Origin of the sequence: Parafrankia colletiae, assembly GCF_001854655.1 — a bacterium.
GTDB lineage: Bacteria > Actinomycetota > Actinomycetes > Frankiales > Frankiaceae > Parafrankia > Parafrankia colletiae.
This window is the reverse complement of the sequence record NZ_MBLM01000186.1, coordinates 1-19864: the sequence shown is the minus strand read 5'-3', so window position 1 is coordinate 19864 and position 19864 is coordinate 1. Positions and strand designations below refer to the sequence as shown.

Here is a 19864-nt window from a genome sequence, read left to right as displayed (position 1 = left end):
GGCCGCACCCGCATCGCAACTTCGACCCTGCCTGTGCCACCGGCGTCGCGGCCTTAGCTTGGCAGCGGCTCTGTCGCGAGTGAGACAGAGCCGTGATCTAGATACTCCTTGCGAGTAGCAAACCCTCACATGGCGGGGTCGGGCGCGGAGGCCCCGTTAGGGGGAGTGTCTGATCAACGGCTCTGGCTCACTTTCGGTGGTGACGGAGTGTGGTCCCCGGTGAGGCTTGACGGTGGAAGGCGGCCAATCCGCCCGGCGTGTGGCGACACGATGTGTCATGGACGGAGCGGATCATCTCATTGAGCTGGTGTTTTCGGGTCTGTCACCGCTGGTCGTCGAGGATGTGGCCGACGAGGGCGAGCTGGTCCGGTTGCGGGCACGGACGCCTGAGAGGCCGGTGGCCTGCCCGGGTTGTGGGGTCGTGACGTCGCGGGTGCACAGCTATCACGAGCGGACGCTGGCGGATGTCGCGATCGATGCCCGCCGGGTCCTGATGATCGTGCGGGTCCGCCGGCTGGTCTGCCCGACCCGCGGGTGCCGGCAGACATTCCGTGAACAGCTCCCGGGGGTACTGGAGCGCTACCAGCGGCGCACGGACAGGCTGGCAGCTCAGACCGGCGCGGTTGTGCGGGAGTTAGCCGGCCGGGCCGGTGTTCGGGTCCTGTCCGCGCTGGCGATCCGGTTGTCCCGGCACAGCGCGCTGCGCAGCCTGCTGCGTCTCCCGCTCCCGCCGTTCGAGGTGCCCCGGGTGCTGGGCGTGGACGGCTTCGCGCTGCGCCGCCGGCGCCGCTACGCCACGATCCTGATCGACGCGCAGACCCGGCGCCGCGTCGATGTCCTGCCCGACCGCGGCGCCGACGGACTGGAGGCCTGGCTGCGCGCCCACCCCGGCGTGCAGGTGGTCTGCCGGGACGGCTCCGGTACCTACGCCGAAGCGGTCCGCCGCGCCCTGCCCAACGCGGTCCGAGCCAGCGACCGGTGGCATCTGTGGCACGACCTCGCCCAGGTAGCGCTCACCGAGGTCGCCGCGCACAGCGGCTGCTGGGCGAAAGCCGGCCCACCACCGAACGACGGCCCCCGCGCACAGACGACCCGGCAACGCTGGCAGCAGGTCCATGACCTACTCGACCAGGGTGTCGGCCTGCTCGACTGCGCCCGACGGCTCAACCTAGGCCTGAACACGGTCAAACGCTACGCGCGGGCCAGCAAGCCTGAGCGGCTGGTGCGCGCTCCCCTCTACCGGCCGACCCTGGTCGATCCCTACCGCGACCATCTGAAACGCCGCCGCGCCGAACCCCCCGCCGTGCCCGTGCTCCACCTGTTCCACGAGATCACACAGCAGGGCTATACAGGCAGCCACAACCTGTTCGTCCGCTACATCAACTAGGGCCGCGCCGACAGTGACCGGCCCGCGATCTCACCCCGGCGCGTTACCCGGCTCCTGCTCACCCGACCCGGCTCCTGCTCACCCGACCCGACACCCTCACCGACAGCCAACGCGACCGGCTCGCCGAACTYACCACCGCCTGCCCCGAAATGACCGCCCTCGCCGGACTCGTCCGCGGCTTCGCGGACCTTCTCCGCCCCGCTGACGGCAACGCCCACAGACTCGACGAGTGGATCACCACCGCCCGGGCCGCTGACCTGCCCCACCTGCATTCCTTCACCCGCGGTCTCGACCTCGACCGCGCGGCTGTCGACGCCGCCCTCACCCTGCCCCACCACAACGGCGGAACCGAAGGCGTGAACACCACAACCAAAAAGATCATGCGCCAGATGCACGGCCGAGCAGGATTCACCCTGCTCCGCCACCGCATCCTGCTCGGCTAACGCCCTGTCACCACCGAAAGTGCACCAGAGCCGTTGATCGGACACTCCCCCCACCCTGCCAGGTCGCCGGTGACCTTGCCGCAGAAAATTGGTTGTTATCTGTAATAGTCACCATCGCTTCGGTATCTATCGGCTGTTGCTATCGACGCGGCATCACCTGAGGGGATATACACAGAGCGAGCGTACGATGACGGGGGCTCGTCGCGACAGGACTTCCTGCGAATTGAGGGGGTAAGGCTGTGGCTGCGCCGATGATGGAGCTTGACCCGGAAGGCAAGGCACCGATTCTTAGTTACAACGTGCCGGAGCCGACGTCGTACAGCGGACGTAACGGCATCGTCCTAGACCTGGGCGAGGAAGACGGCAGCAACGTCGTCTTCACCGAGGCTGCCTTCGTGGTCCCGGACCGAGCCTCCATCGCACAGATGAGGGACGTCTCCGCCGGTCGAGTCGCCGACGCTCTGCGGCTCGGTAACGAACAGTTCTTCCCGAACATCAAGGCACCTGCGGCGACACACGCGGGCCTGTTCTCCGGTCAGCTCGCTGTGCATGCCAGCGACGGCACACTGGATATCGCCACCATCAGTGTTCTAGCTCGCGGCCTGCGCGCCAGAGCCGTGCAGGCCGACCTGTCGGCGCTTACCGATCCGGCAGGGGAACCGGCAGGGAGAGCGCAGACGAAACTGCCGCAGGCGGTGCGCGGCTCGGTCCTGGCGGGTCCGTCCCTCGCTGACCAGGCCGAGCGTCCACATCTGACCGACCTCGATATCGAGCACATCACCGACCAGCTCAAGGCCGGTAAGCGCTTGAACGTGTTCCGCACCCTGTGGGGTGAGTACGCCCATTCCTTCCTACCGGAACCGGCCAAAGCCCATCCGCAGATCGTGATCATAGAGACCTATCGACTCTCGTCCTTCCTCGGACAATACGGAGCGGGCCGAACGCTCAACACCTTCAGTTTGCTCCCCGGCGAGAAGACGACCATCAGCGTCAAGACCTTCCGCAAGAGCGCAAGCGACAGCAAATCGGCCTCCAGCGTCCTGGACTCCTTTACTAGGGAGAGCGCCGACGACTTCGAAAACTCCGTGCAGAACGAGCAGTCCGACAAGAAGGCGAGCCAAGGAAGCTTCGAGTACCACGCCGAGGCCGAGGCGAATGTGTCGTGGGGGTTTGGGAGCGCCAAGGTCAGCGGCGGCGTGAAGGGCGGCACCGCCTCGCAACGCGAAGAGTTCTCCAAGAACATCAGCAATGCGGTCAATAAACACGCATCCAAGGCGTCCAGCAAACGTGACGTCCAGGTCAACACCTCCAGCGAGGTGAAGGAGGAATCGGGCGAAGAGACCTCGATCACCCGGCAGTTGGAGAACATCAACGTCGGACGCACCCTGAACTTCATCTTCCGGCAGCTCAACCAGGAGCACATCACCCTTCTGCACCTGGTCGACACACGAGTAGCCTTCTGGAACGGCTACTCCGAGTCCGTCGAAGAGGTACCCCTGCCCAAGCTCGATGGCCTTATCGAGAAGTACATCCAGCCGGATCGGCGGGAGGAGATCCGCGAACTCATCCTCGACCAACTCAATACCGTGTACGACTACGACGATCAACTCGTCGACCCGCCAATTATCGAGAAAAAGAACGTTGCGGTTGGCGACTCGTACTGGCGCTTTCGCAAGAGCCACAAATCGACCTACACCGATGAGACCGGCAACCAGATCACCGTTCCCGGAGTCATCCTGTCGGCCAACAAGATCGTCATGCGCACCGAAGGGGTTATCGTCGACGCCATCCTCGGTCAAGGCAACGCCCTCGACGACTACTCGGCAGGACTGCAGCTGAGCGCGGTCAAGCAACGCGAACTTGAGAACAAGGTGCGGGAGAACCGAATCGACAGGGAGATCCTGGGCCGCGGCATCATCACTGATACCGATGCCGACAAGGCGGCGATATACGCTCAGGTCTTCCCAACCGCAGTGGAACTGCCTGGGAAAATCACGGTTTCGGCGACTGGCGACGACATAGTGGTCTCAACCGAGGTCTCCGATGAGTGATCCCCTTGCCCCGAGCGTCCTGCTCCTTCAGCAAACCGCCCTCGCTAACAACACGAAGGTACTGCTGTCAACCGCGCTCGCTGCCGACGCAGGAGCGCTCGGTACCCAGCCTCCCGCACTCGTTATCGACCAGCCGACAGCTGGATCGACTCTTCTTATCGACGCGACGCCAGCTATGCCGGTGATCAATTGTCGAGCACGGATCAGCGGCGTCAACCCAGACCCGACGGCCCTGACGGATTTCAGCTGGGACATCGTCATTTCCGAGACCCCGCGGCAGGGCTCTTGCCTCAGCGCGCAAGTTGTCTGCTCGAATCAGGAGACCGGAAACAGCACGGGAGGAAGCTGGACACCGGCCCTGGGCTTTATACAGGGAGGCGAGGCTCGAATAAAGGTCTCCGTCACGGTCAACGGGCGAAGACTGGCCGCTGAGGTGTCAGTACATGTCCGCGGCACCAACCCAACCCCCGCAACCATCACGGCCGCCTGCGGAGGTCCTGGCAGCGACGCCGACCAGGTCGCTTGCCACGAGAGCAGCCGACGACAATTCTGGACTGACGGCCTTCCCCTCAGAGGCAGTGGCGGTGACGTCGGCATCATGCAGCTCTGCAACCCGGCGGCCACCTGCGAGCAGCGCTGGAACTGGAGCGCGAACGTCACGCGAGGAGTCGCACTCCTTCAGACCAAACGAGCCGAAGCGACCGTCTATCTGAATCGCCACGCACCAGGCGGCAACTATCCCAACGACGGCCACCTGACCGACGCCGAGGTCCTCCAGCGAGAAACGCTCCAACGCTATAACGGCGGAAGATACTGGCAATGGGACAGCTCCGGAAACGTTTGGCGAGCACAGCCACCGAATACCTATGTGAGCGACGTTCTCCGATGCAGTTAGCGCGGATGTTTCGCTGGAAGKCATGAGCGCTGAGCCGTGTAGCGGCCGAGTCACCCTCGCAGAAGCCCGCCTCGGCCGGCGAAGAACGGGTTGCGGGGTCGAACACTCCAAACCGCCCCAGACCGGCCAGGACATCGTCGCGGACCGCCTCCCACGCCGGCCCGGCGAGCAGCTGGCATCTCGGGTCGCCCCACCGGTACCGTTCACCGCTGACCGGATCGACCGTGCCGTGCGGTTGTTGAGCCGCGGTGCGGTCACCCCGACCGCACCGACGGCGGTCATCACCTCCCTGGGCCGGGCGTGGCCGTTGCGGACCACCAGCCGGCGGCCGCGGTCGTCACACTCGTCGGCGAGTTCGGCAATATAGGCGTCAACCTCGGCTTTTAACGCGGCCGCGAGCATCCACCGCGCACCTTCCCGGACGATCTCATCGGTCYGGCGAAGGCCCGACCATCGAACTGCTCTCGGATCCGTTGTCCTCTGGGACTACCTGTCAGCACAGGTGTGCCTTCCCGACCGACGCGCCACCGTCAGCCTGGCTGAGACCTCAACTTCAGCGGCTACACGCCTCGGCCACAAATTGCCAGTCACGCGGCACGCCGGGAGATAGTTGGCGCCAATGACGATCCAGGTTCCTTCCCCAACGAGAGGGAGCTATGTGTATAAAGCCCGGAGAACTTCCTGACGGTGCACAAAAATACACCCGGGTGTGATGCACACCAGGACGAAGGTAATCGGGACATACCTACATCTAGTTTCCATCGCACTTGCAGCGGAGCCGTTCTCGTCGCACTCTGAAAAGCATGAAAACAGTTGACCGTCCCTACGCCTGCGCGTCGGCTCCGCGTCGTCCGGCCCCGAGGAGGAGATGCATAGTGCCGAGTTTATGCACACGCGTTTAAGGCGAGCCCGCGGCGCGCAARCACAGAGATGCTCCGCCAAGATCTGCGCCTTTGCACATACAAAGAGGACRGAGTTGTGTCATTGACAATAATCTAGGATGACTCGCCAGGCTTACAATAAGCGGAGTTCCAGTGACCGATAAAACCTCCTCTAGTACCGATCAAGGCGACCCGTTCCCCGCCACTCCTCCGATTCGCCTGAGGTATAGGATCCCTGTCGCTTGCCTCGTTGGGTCCATTTGCGCAACCGTAGGCGCCATATTAATCTCACCGGATGATGAAAAGGCAGGATTTGTACGTAACGGCGAAATCGCGAAGGCGCTACTCGCGCTGACGGCGGCGCTAATCTCGGTTGGAGTCGTATCATACTTCGTCTCCGACCATAATCGCGCTAACGAGCAACGCCACAAACAAGAGGAAGCGAATCGAGAGCGCGAGGAGGAACGAAACCGAATTAGCGCCGAGAATAAGCGTCGAAGAATGGAGGCGGACACGATTGAAAGACGTCGACTCGTGGGAGAGCTGCGCGATATGCATCATTCCATCACCACTTGCAAACTCAAGATTAGAGCGCATAAAAGCGTCAAAGCGTACGGGGTTGAGATTCGTGAGAGCGTGATTCCGGCCATCTCGCAGCTGGGGGCGGTGATTAGCGATGTGAATCACCGAAGCGCTACGCTAATCCCAGACTCTCAGGTAGAAGATATTATCGCGAAACTACGTGCTACGAAAACCTATCTGACGGAACTAGCGAACGAGTATGAAGTAAAATACTTCGATGCTGCGCGAGTTCAAGAGAAATATGAAGAGCGACGCWAGCGCCCAGATAACCGGGACGCCCCTGCTATCTCTCGTCACTTGAGGAGGCCGACTAAGTCTCGAAGGAGAGAATCTTCGGAAGCTTCGGGAATGGCAAATGGAAACTGTATGAGAAACARCAGTCCTGATGTTTCTGATCCGTGGACTTATCTCGTTGGCCGTGTAGGCTCCGATCTCTGCAGATTTCCGAGACTTGCCATACTCCTTGAGCTCCGTCCCGCGATAAATAGCGACAAGTGTTTACATGGGGTCATGTATACTCATCAATCGCAATTTTCGGAACCTATTCGGTTCGCTATGGACGCCATCGACCACAGTGGTCCCGATACGGTGGCAAATTGATCGGATCTGGCCGCCGCCCGCCGCTTCTTCATCCCTGCGCTCTCCCACGGCCGACGGCTCGTCGAGATTAGCACCGATCGCRCCGCGGCCTACCTGAAGCTGCCCCGGTTTCGTTCACAGGTAGGGCTTTGAACGGTTACGCGACACTACCGTACTCATAGAAGCTGGTTTCGTGGTCGTGGGGGCTGAGGAACGACTCATGGAGTTGATGCATCGCGAGTGGACCGTCGCGACGGCCGTAGCGGCGATCTTGCGTCGGCGGTACAGCCAGAGGTCGGTAGGCACAGAGGCCATGCGAGATCTGTAGTAGCCCTCTCCTCGAACACCCCCCTCCCTCGGGCAACGCCGGAGGCCCGCTTCCGGCGAGGATCACCGCGCCGCTGAAACATGGATCTGTCCCTGATCTTGTGATCGAAGTAGACCTGGGCGCCGTCAGGTCGCGAGGAGAACTCGTTTGCGGAGCAGGTCGAAGTTCGCCCTGCCATACATCTGCCGTTTGATCATTTTTACAGTTACGTGGAATCACGGCACGGGCGCGGCGCCGGCGTGCGGGCTGCGTGGCGAGGTCGGAGTCTCGGCCGGTGCGGCGAGTGGTGACACGTCGGGCGCGGCTCGACCTCCCAGGATGTGACGCCAAGGAGTGATATTCCTCCTGCGAAGAGCGACGGACTGGGAGGACGGTTGGAGGGCGGGGCGGCGCTGGAGGCGAGGTGGCCGGTGCTTGGCCGGCACGCGTCGGCGGCCGTCTGGCTTGGGGTCTGGTCCGATCTCGGGCGGGCGCCTCGGACGATCGAGGCGTATGCCCGTGGGCTGGCCGAGTATCTGCAGGTCTGCGAGCGGAACGGCGTCGACCCGGTGACCGCGACGCGTGCCGATGTCGCCGCGTTCGTGCGGGACCTGACCAGCCGGCCGAGCCGTCGGGGCGGCAACGTCGTGTCGATCGACTCGGGTGTCGGTCTGGCGAACGCGACGTTGCAGCAGCGGCTGGTCCCGGTGCGGTTGTTCTACGACTTCCTCGTCGAGGAGGGTGCGCGCGCGTCCAACCCGGTGGGCCGCGGCCGGTACACGCCGGGCCGCTGGGGCGGCGGCGGGCAGCGTGGCCTGGTGCCACGGTTGAGTCGGCTGCCGTGGATCCCCGACGAGGCGCAGTGGCTCGCCGTGCTGGAGGTGTTCCGGGGCGAGCGGTCGCGTAACCGGTTGATGCTCGCGCTGGCGTATGACGCCGCGCTGCGGCGCGAGGAGCTGTGCGCGCTGCGCACCGACGACCTCGATCCCGGGCGTCGGATGCTGCGGGTCCGCGCGGAGACGACGAAGGGTCGGCGGGAGCGGGTGGTGCCGTACTCGGCGGCGACCGGTGCGCTGCTGGCGGACTACCTCGTGCAGCGCGCGACGCTCAGCCGGGCGCGGGGACCGTTGTTCCTGTCCGAGTCCCGGCGTAACCGCGCGGAGCCGCTGACGTTGTGGACATGGTCGAAGGTCGTGCACGCGGCGGCGCTGGCGGCCGAGATGCCGCGGTTCTCCACGCACACGACGCGGCATCTGTGCCTGACGGACCTGGCCCGGATGGGCTGGGAGCTGCACGCGATCGCCACGTTCGCCGGCCATCGCAGCACCGACACCACGCTGCAGTACATCCACCTGTCCGGCCGGGACTTGGCGGACAAGCTCAGCCGCGGGATGGAACATATCCATGCCTTGCGGGTGCGGCAGCTCACCGAGGCCGCCACCGGCGGCGGCGCCGCGTCGCGGTCATGACCGCCGCCGTCGCCAAGCACCTGCCGTCGGCGGACGGCTGGCGATGGCCGATCGTGCCGGCCCAGTACGACCGCGGCCACCGGCTGACGGCTCGGGAGTGCGATGCCCTGCTCGGGCTGGACGTCGAGGGGCTGCGGCGTCTGCATCCCAGCCGCCGCGAGGCGTCGGGATGGACGGCCCTCGACCGGCTGCGGCGGCCACTCGACGACGTCACGGCCTGCCTGCAGTGCTCAGGCACCTTCCACCAGCGGCGGGCGTTGCTGGACGCGGTCGCCGTCGTGCTCGGCAGGTGCGGGCAGGAACGCCGGTCGTTCTGGGCATGGACCCCGGCCGACTGGCTCGCGCTGATCGGCCATGACCAGGCGCAGTTCCGCCGGTCGGTGCCGGCATGGGCGGATGAGTCCGCGCGGCCGTGCCTGGTCGCTCACGCCTATCTCCTGGGCGGGTTCACCGACTTCGATGCCCTGGGCAAGTTCAGCCGGGCCGCGCTCGCCTAGCGCGTCTTCGGCCGGCAGCCGGTCGACGACGCCGTCGGTGAACTGCGGCGGGTGCTCGCAGGCTGGGGTTATCGTCTCGGGGACGAGCGGGACAAGCTGCTTCCGACCGTGGTCTGCCATCTGCTGCTCCTCAACCGCAGCCCGCGGCTGGCCGACTGGTCCAGCGATCTGTTCGGTCAGGCGCGCGCCGAGGGCGGCCTGCCTGCGCACCAGTTCGCCGTGCTGAACGCCGTGCAGCGGGCCGCCGCCTCGCTCGGCCTGTGTGAGCCGCCCGCCCGCGGTGACAGTCGCGAGCCCACGCCCGAGGGAGTCCCGCCGTCGTGGGCGGACTGGGTGCAGCGCTGGTACGCGACCTCGACGCTGACGCCCAGGGTCCGGCGCGGTTTCCGGACCACCTTGTTGAAGGCCGGCCGGTGGCTTGCCGCCGAACAGCCCACGATCATCGAGCCGCAGCAGTGGTCCCGGCAGACCTGCGCTGCCTGGGTCGCGGCCCTCGACCGGATGCGGGTCGGGGACTTCGTCCAACGCGACGCCGGCCTTCACCACCGGGCCGGCCAGCCGTTGTCCGCGGCGACGAAGGCGACCTACCTCACCGCCGTGCGCACCTTCTTCCGCGACTGCCAAGAATGGGAATGGCTACCCCGCCGCTTCGATCCGCAGCGTGTGCTGGCCACCCCGCGCAGCGTCGCCGCCCAGATTGCGCCGAACCCGCGCACGATCGCCGACGAGGTCTGGGCGAAACTGCTGTGGGCTGGGCTGAACCTCGCCGCCGATGACCTGCCGGCCAGCCGTGCCGGCGTGTTCTACCCCCTGGAGATGGTCCGGGCGATCGCCCTGACCTGGCTGTTCAGCGGCCTGCGCAGCGATGAGATAACCCGCCTGCGCCTCGGTTGCATCCGCTGGCAGCAGCACACGGACACCGCCGGAACGGCTAGCGAGGGTGGTGACGCGGTCTGCCTGCTTGACGTCCCCACCCACAAGACCGGGACCGCGTTCACGAAGCCGGTCGACCCGCTGATGGGCCGGGTCATCGACGCCTGGCAACACGCGCGGCCGCATCAGCCGGCGATGCCCGACCGGCGCACCGGCGAGCAGGTCGATTTCCTGTTCGCCTTCCGCGCTCGCCGTGTTCCGCAGACCTACATCAACACCTCGCTCATCCCGGTGCTCTGTCGCAAGGCCGGCGTCCCGCGCGCCGACGTCCGGGGCGCCATCACCAGCCACCGGGCCCGGTCCACGATCGCCAGCCAGCTCTACAACGCCAAGGAGCCGATGAGCCTGTTCGAGCTGCAGGCGTGGCTCGGACACCGCTCGCCGCAGTCCACCCAGCACTACGCGAAGATCAGCCCTGTCACGCTCACTCGGGCCTACGGCGACGCCGGCTACTTCGCCCGCAACGTGCGCACCATCGAGGTGCTCCTCGACCGGGACGCCGTCGCCTCCGGGGCCGCGGCCGGCGGCGATCCTTGGCAGTACTACGACCTCGGCCATGGCCTGTGTTCCTACACGTTCTTCGAGCAGTGCCCCCACCGGATGGCCTGCGCCCGTTGCGACTTCTACACGCCCAAGGACTCGACGAAGGCCCAGCTACTCGAGGCCCAAGCCGGGCTACAGCGCCTGCTCGCGAGCATCCCGCTGACCGACGACGAACGCGCCGCCGTCGATGACGACAACGCCGCCCTCGGCCGACTCCTCGAACGTCTCGCCGACGTCGCCACCCCCGCGGGCCCGACGCCCCGCGAACTTCGCGCCGAACCCGGCGCACCCCTGCCGCTGATCGTCAAGCAGCCGACCTCCGGAGAACGCAGAGACCGCTAACCGCAGCACCAAACCGGCGTTAAACCGACAAGCTGGATTCCACAGAATGATGCGGTTCACGGCTCCTTCGACCTGTCCGGAGCTGTGCGCCAAGGTCAGTCCGTTGAGGACGGCGTCGTGGTCGCGCAGAACGCCGCGGGTGAAGCGGTGAAGTTCGGGCAGGTCGTCGGCGTCGACGGCGGCGATCCAGCCGTTGAGCCGCTCGCCGTGACGACCGGTGAGCATCTGCGCGAACGCCGTGACGTGGCCGGCGGTCTTCTGGAGGTCCTGGCAGCGGGTAAGGATCGTCTGCAACGCCAGAGTCTCCTGCTCGTCCAGGTGTTCGGGATGGGTGAGGATCCACCGGGTGACGGTGCGGACCTTGGGCGCCTGTCGTGCCGCGGGTGCGGCGGTGCCGTCGCTGGCGCGGAGGGGGCGCAGGTAGGCCAGGACCACGGCTCTGCTCCCGGTGTAGCCTCGGTCGCGGATCTTCTGAAACAGCTGGCTGCCGTTGGTGATCCCGGCGTTGACCCGCTCGGTGAGGTAGGGCTCCCACGGCCGCAGGATCGAACCGCGCCCGTCGCGGGCCTTGGCCAGGACGTCGTCGACGCTGGCGGCGCGGTAGTACGTGCGGACCGTTCCTCGGGCCAGGCCGAGTCGCGCGGCGATCGGTGTGATACCCACGCCCGCGGCCTTGAGTTCCTGGACGGCGGCGTACCGCTCGCGGGCGTGGCGCACGAACGCCCGCTGCTCGAAATGGGCGTCCCGCGCTGCGGCCACCGTGCTGTCAAGGTCCGCCCGCGGCTCGTCCGCGGCCTTGTCGGTGGCCGGTGGTTGCGCCAGGCAGGAACGGTGCTCGGGCGACCGTCGTCTCGACGTACCCGGCGAGGTTGCTCCACAGATGGAAGCGGTCCGCCACCTGCACCGCGTCCGGGGCACCGGTGCGGGCGCCGTCGGCGTAGGCGCCGGCGCGGTCCCGGCAGATCACCTGCGCGCCGGGATGCTCGGCCAGCCAGCCGGCGAACGTCGCCGCGTCCCGGTCGGGTAGCAGGTCCACCGGCCGGTGGCTGTCGAGATCGATCAGGACCGTCCCGTAGACCCGACCCCGGCGCAGCGCGAAGTCATCCACCCCGAGGACCGTCACCACCCCGATCTGCGGGTCTGACAGGGCCCGGACTCGGCGTAGCAGCGTGTTCCGCCCCGCGGGAAGGCCCATCCGGCCGGCGAGGCGTGCTCCGGCTCTGCCCGCCAACGCCAACCCGATCGCCTCGATCATCCGACCGGCGAGCGGGGTGAACCGGGCATGCGGACTCGTCAGACCCACGACCTGCTCCGCGAACGTCACCCGCGGACAGCCGGCTGTCAGGCAGCGGAACCGCCGAACCAGCAGATCGATCTCCACCTGAGCACCCGCGATCGCCGCATCGACCAACCGCCGGCGATACCGCCCGTGGACCCGCTCCGAGACCACCCCGCACCCGGGGCACGCACCAGCGGCTCCTCGAACACGGGCCCGTAACCGCAGCCGATCACCAGACCGGTCCACCCGATCGACAAACAGACCCGCCAGATGCGGAAGGAGAACCCCAAGGTCAGAGAGGCACCCRACACATGATCACAGAAGGTCGATCCTGGTCAGCGCGCACCCCCGTGGTCAGTCCGATCACAAGATCAGGGACAGATCCCGATTGCGGAGACCGTTGACAAGCGCTAACGCCACCAGACCCCGTCTATGCAACGGACCCAATAAGGGCGATAAATACAACTTGTTTGCGAATACGTCGATTCTCTCGCGCTACACGGATGACTCCGACAGGACCACTTAGCTACGATGTCCGGACGTTCGAGCTCTGCGGCATTCAAGACCCGTGAACGAGGAGACCCAAAGATGCGTCGGCTCGCGATCGCTCCCTTCGCTCTGACGATGTTGGCTGGCGCCGGCCTCGCCTTGATTAGTGCAATGCCTGAAAAGAATGAACTATTTTCGGCGCCGGTCGCCTCGACGAGTGGATGTCGTGGCGTCTCCTGCTCGGGACTGGACCCGATCGCGACGGGATGCGCCTCGGACGCTAAGCCCGTCGACACCGTCGACGTCGGATGGCATGAAACATCAAAGATTGAGCTTCGCTACTCCGCCCTGTGCGATGCGGCCTGGGCACGGCGCGTGCTATCGGGCGGTTTCGACCAGACGATCGGAAACGAGTTCACCGTTCAAGCGGCGACATCACCCGGCGGCACAATCGTGGACGCCGCGACCGTAGACGCGGCGGTATACGACCGGGAACCAGGCCGGTCCGGGTACAGCATGATGGTTAGCGTCGGAAGCGGCAGCGATGGCAACTACCGGGCGTGCGTGCACCCCGAGCGGTCGGGCTTCACGTGCACGGACGACAGATCCTTCGCTCTCAAGGGTCAGGTTGTCGCGTCCATCGGCCTGTCCGTCCTCGCTGACCCTGGCCCCGGCAACGCCATCGGCGGAGGGACGATCATCGATGCGCTGCCGGATGGCACCGAGGTGACCTTCGCCTGCTACCGGCGAGACGTCCCCATCCCGGGACCATACGGGACGTCGGACACGTGGGTTCGCATCGAGTCATACGACCCGCCTGGCGACCCCACCCCTGACACAGGCGAACAGATCAATCCCGGAAGCATCGACCGGAGCGGATTCGTCTCGGACTCTTTCCTCTATACGGGTGCGGACACTGCCACGTTCGCTCCGCCCTGCGACTGACGGCGAGCCAAGTGGCTTTGCGGCGCCACGTTACAACCACAACAGACGGCGCGCGCCGCCGTCTGTAGGAAGGCAGTGATGACAGCACCCAGCGGAGGCCCTGGAACCGGAGCCCCTCCCAGCGGCGCCGCCGGTGGAGATAGTTCCTCCGGCGATGGTGGCCCCGATACTGACGGCCGACCCGATTCGTCTGGCGAGGGTGGTTCCAGCGACAGCGGTTCCCTGGTAGGCAGGCTCAACCACTGGGTCAAGGAGCATCAGCTCCTCTCGGGAGCCGCAGTGCCGATTATGGTGGCCGTGGTCGGAATTCTTGTCTGGATCGGCAACCTCTTCGGCGGCTCGGCGGGCGAGAACGCCGAGCCGAACCGCTACCCACTGCCGGGCGACAATTCTGAGGGTGGCATCGACATCACGCTCCCGGACGGGAGCGAGGTACGCCCCGACGAGGTCCTGACAAAGATATGGGAGATCCATAACACGGGAACGGTGTTCTGGAAGGACCGGTATATGAGCAGGATGGAAGAGGATGCGGGGGGCTGTCTATCCGAGGCCAGGGTTCGTATACCTGATACGGCGCCCGGCCAGTCCGTTCAGGCGAGCGTGAAAATCACGACATCCAGCTCTCCTGGTGAGTGCTACGCGCGATGGAAGATGACCGACGCCGATGGCTCCCCGGTCTTTCCAACCAAGGAAGGTATCTGGTACAAGATCGAAGTCCTGACTCAATAGAGCGCGTGGGGTGCCATAAATTGGCCTGGCCGCGACCTTCAGCCACCACGGCCCGACCACCCCATTGCCGACCTGGCCCAGGAGCGGACCAAACGCCGACCCGTCTCCGGAGGCCTCATCAACGGAATACAAGCGGGTCGCCTAATGGCGCAGCTCAGAACCGGTACAGTACCTGCGGTACACACTGTCCTACCGGGACGTCGAGGAGCTGCTCGCTGAACGCGGCATAGAGGTTGATCACGTGACCGTGTACCGGTGAGCGCAGCGCTTCCCGCTCCTGCTGGTCGAGGCAGCGCGGCCGTGCCGGCACCGTCCCGGCGACAGGCGGTTCGTCGATCAAACGTAGTGAAGGTCGCCGGCCGGTGGACCTATCTCGTACCGGGTCGGCAGCAGGGGCGCGGCAGTAGTAGCCTTGAAGGCGATCGATGGCTGCCGGAGATCCACAGCCGTCCCAGGCATCGGCCGGGTGTGCACATCGTGAACCCGGACGGCGAACCACCATCCGGCAGCCGCCGACAATCCGCGACACACAGAACGCCCGTGACCTGCACAAACACACACCTGGCGGCACCATGCGACACTAGCCGACAGGCCGACCTACGGGCTTTTAACCGGTGAGTTCAGGGTTCGAGTCCCTGACGGCCCACGTCGAGAGGCGATCCATGCACCTTTCTCAGGCTTTTCCGGAATCCCTTTCCTGACATTTCCTGGGCTTCTTGACAGCTCGCAGATATGCGCGACCCTGTGGATCTCCGCGAGACCCCACCAGCCATCCCGACAGGCAGCTTCCAGGGCCGAAGCGTCGACATAAATCACCCTCCGGAGGCACGGCCTCCGGCGAGGTACCCTGACACTGCCACGGGCCGCTCGCCAGCGGCCCCACTCCGAAGGTGAGATCCTCATCGCTATATCCTCAACATCCTTGTTCTCCGCACCGGAGACGGCGCAGACCCGGCCGGGCCAGGCCCCGCCGCCCCTGACATGCGACCTCTTTCGTGCACCCGACTTCGGGGAACCTGATCCCGAAGCTCTCGACCTCCCAGACCTCGGACCCTCCACCCACGAGGCACCTGCCCCGCAGAGGTCCACCTCGCAGGCGTCTCGCCGCCCGCCCCGGCCGGCTGGGCGTAGTTCGTCGCCACGACCGCAGACCTACAGCCGCCGGACATACAGCCGATAGACCCCGCCCCGGGACGTCGCACACCCGCGGCGGCACTCGCGCATCCGACCCGGAACAGCTCACCCTGATCGTGCCTCGTCCAGCCTGAAGGCCGAGCAGCCTGCCAGCAGGATCCTCGGAAGCGGCCATGAAGGCCTCAGGAGCCGCGCCGCCTCCAGATCTGCAGTCAGATCGTCGCCTTCGCGGGATCCACCAGACCCCGGACAGCTCGATCCGCAGGTACCAGCGGCCCCACCACGAGCACCTCAGACCGGAACCGGCACCGATCGAGCCCCGGCATCGGGGGCCGGCACCAGCAGCGTCGACGCACCATCCGACCTGGCCGATCGGCAGCCCCGATCGCGGCACTCACCGCTGCAGAAGCGGCCCTAAGATCCTCCCCGCGTGGATGATCGGGGGGATCATGAGATCGACGTGCGCCCAGCCCTTCGCGGTGCTCGCCATCACAGCCACGGTGACCAGCTGTGAATCGTCACCAGAGGCGGCGGCGTCGGACCGCCCGTCGGCAACATCAGGCGAGATAACAACATGATCATTAATCATCGGTAGCCGCCACGGCGGACCTCGTCGACGCAACAGTGCCGTCAGCGGCATCACCTGGACGTGGACCGCCAGCGGGCCCGTGGACGCCGACGCGGGCCGTGTCACACCACCACCGCTCTGTTGCATCGGCCGTGACGGGCCCCTGGACCGGCGGTCGGGCATGATCAGGTGATGGGTCGAGGTTCGGTCACTCCGCCGGCGCCAGTGTCGGAGTTCGCCGGGTTCCGGTTCCCGCCTGAGGCGATCGTTCTGGCGGTTCGCTGGTACTTGCGGTTCGCGCTGTCGTACCGGGACGTCGAGGAGCTGCTCGCCGAACGCGGCCTCGAAGTTGATCACGTGACCGTGTACCGGTGGGTACAGCGCTTCACGCCCCTGCTCGCCGACGCGGCCCGGCCTTGTCGACACCGTCCTGGCGACAGGTGGTTTGTGGATAAGACGTACGTAAAGGTTGCCGGCCGGTGGACCTACCTGTACCGGGCCGTTGACCAGCACGGTCAGGTCATCGATGTCCTCGCCAGCACCCGTCGCGACCAAGCCGCCGCCCGAAGGTTCTTCGCCAAGGCCCTGTCTCATGGCCGCCGGCCGGTGGAAGTCACCACTGACAAAGCACCGGTGTACCCACGGCTCCTCGACGAGCCACTTCCCGAGGCCTGCCACGTCGACGCGGCCCGGGAGAACAACCGGATCGAAGCCGACCACGGCCGGTTGAAAGCCCGGCTCCGGCCGATGCGTGGCCTGAAACGGCTGCGCTCGGTCCAGACCATCAACACTGGACACACCATGATCCAGAAAATCCGCCGCGGCCACTGCGACCTCGCCGTCGACACCGACCCGAGACTTCGGCTGGCAGCCGCGTTCACCGAACTCGCCGCAGCCGTCTGACCGCCGCTCACCGGGCCGCAACAGCGCCGTCTCAGTAACGCCGGGATCTGCCGGAGCCCGAGAGTTGAGATGCCCCTCTGCGGGCTACCCTACTGACAGTCAGAAATTCCTTGTGGGAGGGTCGTAACAGCTCCCGCTCCGGGGGGCGCCGTGCTCCTCGTCAGGGTTTGCGGCCGATTCCTCCACCGATCAGCTTCTCGGTGAGTCGCAGCGTCTCGGGAGGCGGACCATCCGGCCGCCATAGCGGGTTGTAAACGACGCCGGGTTCGACGAGTTCCAGGCCATCAAAATAGGCGGTGATTTCTTCCAGGGTGCGGAACCGGCCGGTACCGAGGTCGGTGAGGATGGCCTTCTGGAGGTCGTCGGTCTGGGTGCCGTGATCGACGAAATGGGTGAGAAACAGGTAGCTGCCGGCAGTCACCGCGTTTCGGTACCGGGCAACCAGACCGTCCGGGTCCTCCTCGTCGTTGAGGTGATGGATGATCCCGAGCATCAGCAGACCGACTGGCTGGTCAAAGTCGATCAGAGACCGCAGATCGGGGTGACTGAGGATCTCCTCCGGCTGCCGCACATCGGCCGTGATGACCGTGGTGTACCGGTTCTCGGCGAGCAGGGCCCGGCCATGCGCCAGCACGATCGGGTCGTTGTCGACGTAAATGACTCGGGCCTCGGGGATGATCTCCTGTGCCACCTGGTGCGTGTTACGGGCGGTCGGCAAGCCGGAACCGAGGTCGATGAACTGGCGGATTCCCTGCTCCGCCAGGTAACGGACACCACGGCCGAGCACGGCCCGGTTGTAGATCGCGGCCTCGCGCCCGTCGGGGACGAACGCAACGAGCTCCTCGGCGATGGCTCGGTCCACAGGGAAGTTGTCCTTGCCGCCGAGGATCGCGTCGTAGACGCGGRCAACGCTCGGGATGGAGATGTCGATCCCCTGCGGCTGCCAGCCAGGAGGCGGATTACGGGTCGCCCGCGCAAGCGGATGAAGGTTAGCGTCACCCTGTGTCATGAGACCTCGATTTCTGCTGTTCCCGAAAGGCGGCCGTGGTCACTATTTCCTCACAGCCTGTCACATAGCCGCGAGCGACACGGTACGTATGCGGATATCGTAGGGCACCCTGGTGCCGGCCACGCGAGGRAGCGCTAGTCGGCGGCGAGCACGGCGGATCGCCGACGGGAAGCGGGTGGCTGCGCCGACCGGGGCTGTTCTCGTGGGCCGAGCGTCGAGTCCGGAGAGTCCGACACAGYGCTCGCACTACGCAACGGTCCCGCAATGTTCTCATCTGAACTCAAGTGCCCGACAACATTCGAGGGATGTCCTGAGCGGGAAAGGTTCGGRCTCACACGAACTGCGACCCGGTCGTATCGCGCACAGAGGGCTCAGCGGATCGCGTTCGGCGGATCGGGTGGTCGGTCGCTGGTCCCGTCTGCTGCGCCGCCCGGACCCTTCGATGCGTCATTGCGCCCGCAGCGATGACGACGGACTCTGATGGGCTTGTGTTTCGTTGGCCGCTAAGCTTTCGTTAATCCCTGTTGTACCCGCAAGTATCATCGCGATCACCACGCGTAACCCTGGAGGTCCCGTGACAGCGCCAGCGGCATCCACATCCGGCGTCGAGCCACTCCCTCTTGTTGCCGGCACCTGGTCCGTCGACATCGCACACTCCAGCGTCAACTTCCAGATCCGTCATCTGGGCGTGACCAACGTCCGTGGCCGCTTCGACACCTTCGACGCGACCCTGACCGTCGGTGACACGGTGGGATCGGTGGCCGTCGAAGCCGCGATCGACCTCGCCTCGATCAACACGAACCAGGCCGACCGCGACGCACACCTGCGCACCACCGACTTCTTCGACCTCGAGAAGCATCCCAGCATGACCTTCGTGTCAACCTCGGTCACGGGCAGCGACGATGAGTACGAACTTGCCGGCAACCTGACGATCAACGGCGTGACCAAGCCCGTCACGCTGAACGTCGAGTTCTACGGCGTCGATACCCACCCCATCGATGACCGTGTGCGGTCCGGGTTCGCCGCCACCGGCGAGATCCGCCGCAGTGACTTCGGCATCACCTTCAACATGCCGCTCGGCGCCGGCAAGCTGGCTCTCGCGGACAAGGTCAAGATCGAACTCGACTTTCAGTTCATCGCACCCTGACCCCTGCCGCTCACCGACCCACCGGCATCGCGTGGTGCTGTTGCGTTGCGGGAAGACAGCGCATGCCAGGGCCTTGGCGGCCTGGGGTCAGACAGCTGCTGCGAGCTCGGTGAACGCGGCTACCAGCCGAAGGTGGGGGTCGGTGTCGAGGGCGAGTTCGTAGTGTCCGCGGCGGATGTTCTGGCCAGGGCGTGCCCCGCGCTGACGGTCTGGACGGACCGGAGGCGTTTCAACCCGCGCATCGGCCGCAGCCGTCCCTTCAACCGGCCGTGGTCGGCTTCGATCCGGTTGTTCTCCCGGGCGGCGTCGACGTGGCAGGCCTCGGGGAGCAGTTCGTCGAGGATCCGCGGGTAGACCGGTGCTTTGTCGGTGGTGACCTCAACCGGGCGGCCATGGGACAGGGCTCGGGTGAAGAACCAGCGGGCGGCCTGGTCGCGGCGGGTGCTGGCCAGAACGTCGATGACCTGCCCGTGCTGGTCGACAGCCCGGTACAGGTAGGTCCACCGGCCGACGACCTTCACATACGTTTCATCCACGTACCACCTGTCCCCGGGCCGGTGCCGGCAGAGCCGGGCCGCCTCGACGAGCAGAGGCGTGAAGCGCTGCGCCCACCGGTAGACCGTGACGTGATCGACCTCGAGGCCGCGTTCGGCCGGCAGCTCCTCCACGTCCCGGTACGACAAGGCGAACCGCAGGTACCAGCGGACCGCCAGCACGATCACCCACCGGCGGCTACCGGCACCGAGCCTGCC

At 65.9% G+C, this 19864-nt stretch carries 11 protein-coding genes and 6 pseudogenes; 12 read left to right on the top strand and 5 right to left on the bottom strand.

Annotation, left to right across the window (positions count from 1 at the left end; genetic code table 11):
* The first annotated feature begins 277 nt into the window (after window positions 1–277).
* The 3 genes and pseudogenes from CC117_RS33260 to CC117_RS37160 all read left to right on the top strand — a co-directional run bounded on the left by CC117_RS33260 (window position 278) and on the right by CC117_RS37160 (window position 4776).
* Window positions 278–1830, top strand: a pseudogene (locus CC117_RS33260) (ISL3 family transposase).
* A gap of 239 nt (window positions 1831–2069) precedes the next feature.
* Window positions 2070–3881, top strand: coding sequence for a hypothetical protein (locus CC117_RS33250; RefSeq protein WP_071082925.1), 1812 nt, complete (start codon window positions 2070–2072; stop codon window positions 3879–3881).
* A complete protein-coding gene (locus tag CC117_RS37160) occupies window positions 3874–4776 on the top strand; it encodes a hypothetical protein (RefSeq protein WP_131803026.1) in 903 nt (300 codons plus the stop codon). Before CC117_RS33250 ends, CC117_RS37160 begins: the two co-directional genes overlap by 8 nt.
* A gap of 231 nt (window positions 4777–5007) precedes the next feature.
* On the opposite strand, the pseudogene CC117_RS39685 reads toward CC117_RS37160, so the two are convergent.
* Window positions 5008–5202, bottom strand: a pseudogene (locus tag CC117_RS39685) (IS256 family transposase); the annotation flags it as partial.
* Between the two features lie 1640 nt (window positions 5203–6842).
* On the opposite strand from CC117_RS39685, the pseudogene CC117_RS39680 reads away from it, so the two are divergent.
* The 4 genes and pseudogenes from CC117_RS39680 to CC117_RS33240 form a co-directional block, all read left to right on the top strand.
* Window positions 6843–6932, top strand: a pseudogene (locus tag CC117_RS39680) (IS6 family transposase); the annotation flags it as partial.
* A gap of 588 nt (window positions 6933–7520) precedes the next feature.
* Window positions 7521–8594 carry a tyrosine-type recombinase/integrase gene (locus tag CC117_RS33245; protein WP_071092258.1) on the top strand — a complete coding sequence of 358 codons (1074 nt, stop codon included), beginning with the start codon at window positions 7521–7523 and terminating at the stop codon, window positions 8592–8594.
* Entirely contained in the window at window positions 8591–9091 is a 501-nt protein-coding gene (locus CC117_RS38375) for a hypothetical protein (protein ID WP_198542075.1), read from the top strand. Before CC117_RS33245 ends, CC117_RS38375 begins: the two co-directional genes overlap by 4 nt.
* A 51-nt stretch (window positions 9092–9142) precedes the next feature.
* Window positions 9143–10909, top strand: coding sequence for a tyrosine-type recombinase/integrase (locus CC117_RS33240; RefSeq protein ID WP_241830639.1), 1767 nt, complete (start codon window positions 9143–9145; stop codon window positions 10907–10909).
* A 60-nt stretch (window positions 10910–10969) separates the two neighbouring features.
* On the opposite strand, the pseudogene CC117_RS39675 reads toward CC117_RS33240, so the two are convergent.
* A pseudogene (locus CC117_RS39675) lies at window positions 10970–11344 on the bottom strand (transposase); the annotation flags it as partial.
* A 331-nt stretch (window positions 11345–11675) separates the two neighbouring features.
* Window positions 11676–12434, bottom strand: coding sequence for an ISL3 family transposase (locus CC117_RS38440; protein WP_206744829.1), 759 nt, complete (start codon window positions 12432–12434; stop codon window positions 11676–11678).
* 342 nt (window positions 12435–12776) lie between these two features.
* Between CC117_RS38440 and CC117_RS35715 the strand changes: the two genes are divergently transcribed.
* The 4 genes and pseudogenes from CC117_RS35715 (at window position 12777) to CC117_RS33210 (ending at window position 16956) form a co-directional block, all read left to right on the top strand.
* The gene (locus tag CC117_RS35715; RefSeq protein ID WP_157905502.1) at window positions 12777–13622 is read left to right on the top strand and encodes a DUF2690 domain-containing protein; all 846 of its coding nucleotides are present in this window, start codon (window positions 12777–12779) and stop codon (window positions 13620–13622) included.
* A gap of 78 nt (window positions 13623–13700) precedes the next feature.
* Window positions 13701–14351, top strand: a complete 651-nt coding sequence (locus tag CC117_RS33225) for an NBR1-Ig-like domain-containing protein (protein WP_131803185.1) — start codon at window positions 13701–13703, stop codon at window positions 14349–14351.
* 169 nt (window positions 14352–14520) lie between these two features.
* A pseudogene (locus CC117_RS36925) lies at window positions 14521–14607 on the top strand (IS6 family transposase); the annotation flags it as partial.
* A 1671-nt stretch (window positions 14608–16278) separates the two neighbouring features.
* Window positions 16279–16956 (top strand): IS6 family transposase, encoded by a 678-nt coding sequence (locus CC117_RS33210; RefSeq protein WP_071092243.1) that lies wholly within the window; start codon window positions 16279–16281, stop codon window positions 16954–16956.
* Between the two features lie 160 nt (window positions 16957–17116).
* On the opposite strand, the gene CC117_RS33205 is transcribed toward CC117_RS33210, so the two are convergent.
* The gene (locus tag CC117_RS33205) at window positions 17117–17965 is read right to left on the bottom strand and encodes an SAM-dependent methyltransferase (RefSeq protein ID WP_071092241.1); all 849 of its coding nucleotides are present in this window, start codon (window positions 17963–17965) and stop codon (window positions 17117–17119) included.
* 574 nt (window positions 17966–18539) lie between these two features.
* Between CC117_RS33205 and CC117_RS33200 the strand changes: the two genes are divergently transcribed.
* Window positions 18540–19112 carry a YceI family protein gene (locus CC117_RS33200; RefSeq protein ID WP_071092238.1) on the top strand — a complete coding sequence of 191 codons (573 nt, stop codon included), beginning with the start codon at window positions 18540–18542 and terminating at the stop codon, window positions 19110–19112.
* Window positions 19113–19199: 87 nt separating this feature from the next.
* On the opposite strand, the pseudogene CC117_RS33195 reads toward CC117_RS33200, so the two are convergent.
* Window positions 19200–19834, bottom strand: a pseudogene (locus CC117_RS33195) (IS6 family transposase).
* Between the last annotated feature and the right edge of the window lie 30 nt (window positions 19835–19864).

What these genes read in the sequence shown, in the direction of transcription:
- CC117_RS37160 (WP_131803026.1), top strand. Translation starts at nt 3,874, where the DNA reads ATGAGTGATCCCCTTGCCCCGAGCGTCCTGCTCCTTCAGCAAACCGCC.
- CC117_RS35715 (WP_157905502.1), top strand. Translation starts at nt 12,777, where the DNA reads ATGCGTCGGCTCGCGATCGCTCCCTTCGCTCTGACGATGTTGGCTGGC.
- CC117_RS38375 (WP_198542075.1), top strand. Translation starts at nt 8,591, where the DNA reads ATGACCGCCGCCGTCGCCAAGCACCTGCCGTCGGCGGACGGCTGGCGA.
- CC117_RS33225 (WP_131803185.1), top strand. Translation starts at nt 13,701, where the DNA reads ATGACAGCACCCAGCGGAGGCCCTGGAACCGGAGCCCCTCCCAGCGGC.